At 37.7% G+C, this 9,521-nt stretch carries 3 protein-coding genes and 1 pseudogene; 3 read left to right on the forward strand and 1 reads right to left on the reverse strand.

Annotation, left to right across the window (positions count from 1 at the left end):
- Positions 1–167: 167 nt before the first annotated feature.
- Positions 168–1,055, forward strand: a pseudogene (locus tag CUN59_RS17955) (tetratricopeptide repeat protein); the annotation flags it as partial.
- Positions 1,056–1,448: 393 nt separating this feature from the next.
- Here the strand turns inward: CUN59_RS17955 and CUN59_RS17960 are convergent.
- The gene (locus tag CUN59_RS17960; protein ID WP_104389134.1) at positions 1,449–6,959 is read right to left on the reverse strand and encodes a translocation/assembly module TamB domain-containing protein; all 5,511 of its coding nucleotides are present in this window, start codon (positions 6,957–6,959) and stop codon (positions 1,449–1,451) included.
- A gap of 728 nt (positions 6,960–7,687) precedes the next feature.
- Here CUN59_RS17960 and CUN59_RS17965 point away from each other — a divergent pair.
- Both CUN59_RS17965 and murQ read left to right on the forward strand, forming a co-directional pair.
- Positions 7,688–8,086: a DUF3110 domain-containing protein gene (locus CUN59_RS17965; protein ID WP_104389135.1), complete on the forward strand. Its 399-nt coding sequence runs from the start codon at positions 7,688–7,690 to the stop codon at positions 8,084–8,086.
- 71 nt (positions 8,087–8,157) lie between these two features.
- Positions 8,158–9,081 carry an N-acetylmuramic acid 6-phosphate etherase gene (gene murQ, locus CUN59_RS17970; protein ID WP_104389136.1) on the forward strand — a complete coding sequence of 308 codons (924 nt, stop codon included), beginning with the start codon at positions 8,158–8,160 and terminating at the stop codon, positions 9,079–9,081.
- Positions 9,082–9,521: the final 440 nt, after the last annotated feature.

Genomic DNA, 9,521 nt, shown 5'->3' on the forward strand with positions numbered 1-9,521 from the left:
TAGCATAGCGATAATTCGGACGGGTCTTCCTAAAGTCATCACTTACTTTAGCAGGATAGATATTTATTTGTTATAAAATTCACAGATAAATGACCGTATTCCGCAAAGTTTTGGAAATTTTTAACTTTGCCATTAATTTCATTACCATCGAGGAGCAGAATAATATTGTGTCTGAATCGCGTAATCGCTGGATAGTTAGGGTAGTGTTAGTTTTGGCTGTTGTTGCTTTTGTGGGCGTTTCTGTGCTGCCCATAATTGGTTCATTGAATGAAACCAAAATACCACCACAAAATCAGGCTGCTGAGGATAATAATAAATCTTCATCTGAACAAAAGTCAAAACTGGAAGATCAAGTTCGGGGTTATGAATTAGTTTTACAAAAAGATGCAGAAAATGAAACTGCACTCAAAGGACTGTTACAAGCACGTTTGCAATTGTTAAGACAAAAAAATCCTGGAGAGGTGAAACCTGCGGATATTCAAGTTGTTATTGAACCTTTGGAAAAACTATCTAAACTCAAGCCCCAACAAACAGAATATGGGGTTTTATTAGCACAGGCCAAACAACAAATTGGTGATAAGGAGGGGGCAGCCCAAACCTATCGGACTATTTTAACCACAAAACCTGGCGATTTAAAGGCTTTACAGGGAATGGTGGGTTTGCAGTTAAGTGAAAAGCGCCCGGAAGCCGCTATTGGGGTATTACAAGAAAGTTTAGCTGCTGCTAATCGGGCTAATACTATTCAACCGGGAAGTGTGGATGTAGTTGCCGTCCAATTGCTTTTAGGTAGTGTGTACGCTTTTCAAAATAATGATGATAAAGCTATTTCTACTTATGATGAAGCAATTAAAAAAGACTCTCAAGATTTTCGCCCCGTTTTAGCAAAGGCTATGCTATTTAAAGAACAGGGTAAGCTGGACAAAGCCAAACCTTTATTTGATAGTGCCATAGCTTTAGCACCGACTAAGTATAAAGACGAAATCAATAAAGTTGCAACTTCTAATCCTACTCCACCTGAAGCAATAGTTAAAGAAACACCTCAATCAACACCTAAAGCAATAACCGAAGAAACAAAAGAGGAATGTATTGATCGAGTAACTAATGAATTGATTAAGCGTGATAGAGGTGAAGTTGTAACAAAAGAAAAGATGGAACTGTATCAAGCTGAATATAGAGAAAGATGTAATCTTAATCGATAGCATCTTTTGATTATTGGTATAGTATAGTGCTAAAACGAACTATGGTAGAGTGCGTCAGATATCAACAATCTGTTTATTTACAGGATTTATGCAGTCTAACGCACCCTACAACTAAAGCTGGAGGAATAAGAATTTCAAAGTCCCCAAGTTTGGGGGATTTAGGGGGCTAAATAAACACAAAATGAAGACAGATAGGATTTGTATGTACACCGTAACCCTTGCAAGATGGCTACCCTATCAGACAATTAGTTAAAATCTGGTTTCAAACTCAATTACCGCCCGACTATCATCTGTTAAATTAGTAGAAGAACGAATCCGAAATTGATTATTAATGCGGTAATTAATCCCCCATTGCAAAGGATCATCTGCCGTTAAAATTTTAATTGTCGAAATAGAAACCTTACGAGAAATATCAACCCCTGCTTCTAGTGCTAATTCCAAAGATGAGTTATTTCTGCCTGACGCTGGTTTTTCAGAAAGAATTGTGGGAAAAATGCGTAATTCACTTAAACCAAAAGTATCAGCAATTTGATTAAATGCCCCTTGAAAATTATTAAAAACAGCCGAACCAGCAATGTTCATTAAACCCAGTGTACTGTCACCACGGCCTTGGGTATCCACAAACCCACCTCCTAATAAGGTGACAATTTGTGTTGGTGAACGGGAAGGAATACTTGTGAGTTGCAAATTATCATTAAGTTGACTAGCTAAACCATTAATAGTCGCTTCAACTCGGACGGTTTCTAAAGCAGCTAAACCTGTAGAACCTTGTCTGCTGAGAATATCGCTATTTTGGACGATATCTAAAATCTTAGCAAATAATCGAATATCTAATTTAGGATCACGGGGTTGCAGACTGTTAAAAGTAGCAGTGTGTTCATAACCTCGCGCTAAATTTAATTGAGTCGTAAATAAATTCACTCCTCCTTTAGTTAATTTAATTGTTCCTTCAGGAATAGGTCTAGCTATAGAACCGTTAACAATTAAGTCCCCAGTAGCTTGGAATTTTAAAACTGGTGGACGGGCAATTTCGACATTTTTTCCGAGTTTTAATTCCAGTTGTTTTAATGTTGGTGATTTTTTTTCTTGATTGATTGAATTAGCATTACTAATGCTACTATTTGAGGAACTACCATTGGTAGATTCGGCTAAGAATACTTGACCATTAAATAATTCAATATCACCAGCAATTTTAGGTTCTAATACTGAACCAGTAATTTCTAAAATACCATTAGCACCGCCTTGATATAATCCTTTCAGATTGAGGGATAATTGTTCTAAATTAACATTTAATCGCTTGTCTAAATCTATGGCGATATTGGAATCATAAATTGGTAATTCTCCTGCCGCTTTAACTTTACCATCACTAAATTTACCTTCTAGACTTTCGATAAACACACGGGCTAAATCAAATTTAGCACTACCAGTGACATTTGTTAACTTTCCTGGTAAAGCTTGGGCACTAAAGGTAGCATCAGTTAAGGAAGCAAATCCTTCAACTAAAGGTTTCTCTTTAGTTCCTCGCACTTTTAAATTTAATTCACCTTTACCATTTTCAAAAGCTATTTCATTAGTGAAAAGATTTAATAATCCCAACCCTTCATTTTTAACTTCGACCTTTAAATCAATTTGATCACTGTCCGATGTCCTAGTAGATGATGGCAACAAATAGGGAATGCTACCATCAATATTTGCAGGTTCACTTACCCCACTAATTCCTAATACAGTGCTACCAAAATTTAATCGCCCATTAGCATAACTGAAACTGCCTTTAGCTGCTTCTACTCTTTTTTGATTAATTGTTCCTTCTGTAATATTTAATTCGCCTGTTACTTGGGGATTTTTCAGAGTACCAGCTAGGGCGGCGGTAGCGTTGACTTTACCAGTAATTCTCACTGGTAACTTAGCTACATCATTTAATCTATCCAAGGGAAAGTTAGCAATTTCTAATTTACCTGATTGTTGTTTACCGCCTATGTTACCTCTAAATTCAATTAATTTTTCTTGAGATTTAATGTTTAAAGGTCGTAATCGCAAAATTCCATCTTCAAAACTACCTACAGCTGTAACTGTTTCCGCAGCATAAAACAGTCTCGGTTCTATAGGTTTACCTTGTTTATCTGTTTGACCCCACTTAAAATTTTCTCCAGCAAGATTGAATTTTACCTTTGGTTCGTCGGTGCTGGCAGTATTAATTGTAATATCACCATGAAAAATTCCTTTTAAATCTCTTAATTCTGGTATTAGTTTAGCTTCTAGTTGCTGTTCTTCTTGGTTGATTTTGAGGGCATCAATTTCTGATAATCTTTGAATTTGACTTAGTAGAGATTCGGTAGGTAATCCTTGGGAGTTAGTAGTTAAATCTGTCGCTGTGCCATACATGGGTGATTTTAAACCACGTTGGAAATCAGGAAAATCAAACAGTTGAGCCGCCGTCAGAATATCTTCAATTTGACCTTGTTCAATTTTGATATTTGCTTCTAGCTGGGGTTTTTTAGTGACTTGTTTGACTGTGGCTTCAAAGTTATATTGACTTTTACCTTTGTTAAATTCGCTAGATTTGAGAGTGACTGTATCCTGATTATAGTTAAAATTGGTACTAAATTGATCACCTTTAATTCTCCCAATTTCTGGTTTTTTAATCTGTATATTCCCTGCTGTGGCGAGTGTCTGGGTATTAATTTTCAATTCTTTTATGTTTAATAAACCTGCGATTCTACCTGGACTTAAAAGAGTATTATTTGCGAGGGAAATATTCAAAGCTTCTAAGGGTAAATTATTCAAAGTTTCTAAGGGTAAATTACTGATATTTACTACCCAATTTACTCCTTTGCCCACACCTGATAATAATGCTGCTTGCCATTGTATTGTAAAAGATTGGGGGCGATTTTGACCATCTAAATTAACGGCGATGCGATCGCTTTTACCTCTAACATTTAAACTTAATCCTTCTCCTGAAATACTATTAACTTTACCAGTTAGCAATGGTTCAAAAGCAAACTGTTTCACTTTTAAATCTCTTAATCCTAATTTACCAATAATATTGGGGGCGGTGGGTTTTCCTGTTAATTGTCCCTTAAAATCTAAGTTGCCTGCAATATCTACATTGTTAGGTAATTTAACAGGCAATTGTTGGAGATTATAATTTTTAGCTTCGACGTTGAGATTTATTTCTGTTAACTTAGGTATTCCCGCTTTTTTGGCATTAGCTAAAATATAACCTTTTATAGTGAGCGCAGTCGAATTATTAGCTGGCAAATTGGCATTATTAGAACTATCAATAGTCAGTTTTTCACCATTCCAACCTACATCCGCCTGAGTAAATGAGTTGATACCTGGCAACCCTCGATTAAATCGCAACTGACCAACGGCCGCCACATCTGCTAATGTATTAGCAGTTAAATTTCCCGCTACCTGTAACTTCCCACCCACTTGTCCTTGTAATTGTTGATTAAAAGGACGCAATTGTAGATTAGAAGTAGTTAATAATCCTTGGTAGCGACCTTGATTAAGTTCTACATAAGAAACTGCAACTGTACCACTGGGCAGCTTTAAACGACCTGATCCCAAACCTTTAATAGTCTCTGGTTGGAATGATTCCACAGAACCAGTTACTTGCAACTGACCATCCACAAAACCAGATAATTGGGGAGGTACAGATGCTAACTTGGCCAAAGGTAAATTATCGGCGGCAATTTTCGCCTCATAGCGACCATCTGTAACTTGAATATTAGTGGCTTTAATTGTGCCTCCATCAACTGCTAAAAGGGCTTCACCCAGTCCTGAAAATGTTTTGAGATTAAAATTATCCTGATTGCTGGTAATCATGAAATTTCCTGCTAGGGGATAATTTAAAATTGGGTTGGCGCCTTTTAAAATCGTGCCTAAACGTAAATTTTGGCCGACTAATAGGGCAGTAATATTTTTATCTACAAACTTAATTTGGGAAATATTAACTGTACCACCGGCAATATTCACATTAGCATTTTCTGGGACAATTGTTTCTAATTGAAAAGGTGAAGTGCTACCTGATAAACGTAAATTACCGTTAAATTCTGACCCAGCTAGAGAAATATTTTGTTGTGCTTTTTGCTCAATTAAAGATGTTAATTTAATGCTTTCAGCTTGGGCGATCGCTTGCCAATTGCCATTACTATAAGTACCATTAAGCCTAACTACACCACCACCAAAATTTGCGGCAATATCACGGAAAGAAACTGTACGATCAGGATTAATAATAGTTGTGCCGTTAACTGGATATTTGGCTTGGGGAGCTTGCCATTTAACCACCGTTTGGGTATTGTTAGCTACACCTATTAATTCGGCTGTGGCTGTCATTTGCCCAATGGGAAATCCAGTTTTGATCTTGTATAATTGAGCGATCGCATCACCGGGCAAATTTTCCCCACGTAATTGAAAATTTAATTCTGGGACTTTACCCAATTTGATGATCCCTACACCTTTAACCTCGCCCCCTAACGTGGTTTTCCCATAAATATCTGTAATATTTAACAGGGATTTACTACTGACAAGCTCAAATTTACTACTAACTTTACTAAAATCAATTTGATCAATTTGAGCAGTTTTCAAAGTACTGACATTACCCGATAACACAGGTTGATTAATTTTACCTAATAGCTGCAAATCAGCCTGAGCGATACCCTTCACGGCAATTGGTAACTTCACCTTGAGAGTATTTTGGGCATTAGCTAAACTAACCGCATTAACCCGCCCTTTTAAATTAAATCCCGCTTGCTGATCAATAATCCCCGTTACTGTCACCGGGATTTGTCCATAATTAGTAACTACCTGATCTAGTTTAATTGCCAGTCCATCGAAACTGAGATGACCCTGACTATTATTTAATAAATGGGGTAATTCAGGGATATTCAGCGTTACTGCATCTAAAGTTAGATCACCATATAACAACGGCTTTTGATATGGTGTCACCTTAATACGCACATTACCATTGACTTTACCCGTCTCTAAATTCAGTGGTAAAGTCACAAGCCCAGTAATATCTGCGGCAGAGAGATTTTGAGCTTTAATACTAAAATCACCTGCTATAATTTTCTGAGGGATGAGATCCCCAGCAATAGCAATATCACCGCCCGTAGCTGGTTTACCCAACAAATCTAATTTAATAACGTTATTTTTTGGTAATATTTGAGCCGTGCCATTAACCTGGGCAAAACCCACAGCAACTGGTACAGGATTTTTATTACCTTCCCGAACTTTAGGGACTAATACCAAATTGCCATTACTAAATCTTAACTTATCTAAATCAGTTTTAATTAATGCTTCACCAGTAGCTGGCGCAATAGTTGTTGTTAACCACCGCCCTTGATTATCCTGTTCAACATAAATATCTGGATTAACTAAAGTGACATCTAATTGCAAATGCCGATGAGTAATTAACTTCCAAATATCATACCCGACATTAACGGCTTTAATACTTGCCCTATCTGGATCCTTCGGGGTTGGAGGTATTTCTGAAGCAGCAAACTCCACACCAGTAGCAGAAAAAGACTTGACTGCACCCAATTTAACAGGACGATTAAGTGTAGTAGTTAAACTTTGGGTAGCTAATGGAACTAACTCCTCATAGACGAAATTCCGTAGCCGCCAGATCCCGCCCATAATTCCTAGTAGTGAGAAAGCAGCTACAGCCAGTCCACCACGGCTGAATATCATCAACCATAGACGCTTTAACCCAGAATGAGGAGGGGGAGAATTTTTTTGACTAGAAGAGTTAGACATAGGTTTTCACTCTATAAACTACCAGATGTCTGGCAAATACTACTAAAACAATTCAACACTTGTGATTTTTATGCAATCTTGGAGATGTCTATTGATTTCGACATAATTTCATATTGGACTATTAGAGTATAACGGTATGAAACCAAAAATTAGAGCCTGACTTTGAGTGAAATTGGCGAATTATTTCTTTTGGTCTATCCCGGAGTTACCAAAATCTTCCGTTTAAATACTAGACTAGTAATCAGCAATCTTTGAATTAGCAGATAATATTTTATTAACGGGACTTAGGCAAAAAAACACTTTTAAAATATCCTCAAACGTATATCCCAAAGGGGTTTTACACCGTTTTGATTGGTTTGTTGTTATATCTGGGTTACAGGCGTTTTTGGGTATTTAATGTATTTCCCTCACCCCGGAAGGATTTGAGGCTTATTTCTTCCTCAAAAGTGTTTAAGTCCCGTTAACTGGCGAAGGTCAATTCCTGGTTTACCTTACGGAAAATAGTCACCAATGCCTTAGCGTAATTAATTAGAAGTCTGATATAGCTATAATTGTTTAAGCAAGATTAAATGATTACTAGATAAGTATTCCCACCCAAACCACTTTTATTCCTGACTGCTGCTGTCATCATCGCTATAAATCCCAACGCACAAAAATTATTTGTAACTTTTGTGAATACACAACCTAGAACTTTAATATAAATTAGAGAACTGATTAAAGGATGAATAATGCGTGTTTTTGTACTGATTTTCAATGCTGGGACTGACAACGAGGGTATTCATAGCATTCGCATTAGGAATACCCAGGGGATAGAAATTAATCAAATCCTCTTGTTTGAATTAGAAGATGATGCTACTCGCTATGCTTTAATGTTAGAAGCTCAAGACTTCCCTGTACCTACAGTGGAAATGATGGATGCCGATGATGTCAAAGAGTTTTGCGAAAGCTCTGGCTATGATTGGGAGATTATTCCAGCCAACAGTGACTTGATCATTCCACCAGAAATAAACTTGGAACAAACCGATTGGCAACCGGACTTAGAAATAGAGGACTCTAATCCATCTGTCCCAGAAATTGCTAATTCTGATTTAGACAGTATCCGTCGTCAGTTGGAAGGCTTATTATAATTGATCACTAGTCATTAGTCACGAGTAAATCATCACTGACTATTGACTACTGACACAGGATAGACAAAAAAATGACAAATTTTCAGGAACGCGGGCATCTGCTCACCGAACAAGTTAATCCCAACAGTCTAAATTTAGACAAACTCAATTCTTTAGAATTGGTAGAATTATTTAATAGTGAAGACCTCAAAGCAGTAGCAGCAGTAGCAGCAGCTAAAGTTCAGTTAGCAGCGGCCATTGATCTGACAGCAGACAGGTTACGGCAAGGGGGAAGGTTATTTTATGTGGGTGCCGGGACAAGTGGCAGATTAGGTGTATTAGATGCGGCTGAGTGTCCGCCTACTTTTTGCACTGCTCCCGAATTAGTACAGGGAATTATTGCCGGTGGTGCTGGTGCATTAGTCCGCAGTTCCGAGGATTTAGAAGATCGCTCAGAAGATGGAGAAAGTGCGATCGCCCAACGACAAATCACCCAACTAGATGTAGTTGTCGGCATCACCGCTGGGGGAACTACTCCCTTTGTTCATGGTGCGATTAATGCAGCCCGTCAAAGGGGTGCAGCTACCATTTTTATCGCCTGTGTCCCCGCCGATCAAGTCAGTATTGAAAGTGATCTTGACATTCGCTTATTAACAGGCCCAGAAATTTTGGCCGGGTCTACGCGATTAAAAGCAGGGACAGTAACAAAATTAGCCCTAAATACCCTCTCGACTGGAGTAATGGTTAAACTAGGTAAAGTCTATGGTAATCGCATGGTTGATGTTGCTGTCACCAATCAAAAATTGCGCGATCGCGCCCTGCGGATTATACAAGACCTCACCGGGTTAAGTCGAGAAGCTGCTGGGTTTTTACTAGAACGCAGTGGTAAATGGGTCAAACTATCCTTATTAATGCACTGGACAGGCTTAGATCAACAAACAGGAAAACAACTCTTAGCAGACCATCAGGGTAATCTGAGATTAGCTGTTGACAGTTATAATAATCAAGCAAAGTGAATCATGAAATATCAATAATTTTACTCAGTATCTTAATTCTCAGTTCCGTGTTTTTATTCGGTAAATTAAGTATCTTTACTGAGAAACTTCGGTTAATACAAAGAATATAATATTACAAGGGTATCTAGCACCATCAATTAACACTTATTGTGTCTTCATATTGGTATATTTATCATTCACAAGGCACATTATTATTTTTTTTCAGGGTGTGATACCAAATCCAGTTGCCAAAACCCACTTATAATAAATACGAAACATTATCATCTTTGGTTAAAATCCAGTATTTTTTAGGGGGTATGAGAACCGGATTTAGTATTATACCTTCGCAAACTGCTGTATCTGACGTGGTTGGTGAGCTTGCCGAACCACACCCTACCAATCTCCCAGTTACGTAAGACCTGATAATGTTGGGTTTCCTTGTGTCAACCCAACCTACCATA

Origin of the sequence: Cuspidothrix issatschenkoi CHARLIE-1 (assembly GCF_002934005.1) — a bacterium.
Lineage (GTDB): Bacteria > Cyanobacteriota > Cyanobacteriia > Cyanobacteriales > Nostocaceae > Cuspidothrix > Cuspidothrix issatschenkoi.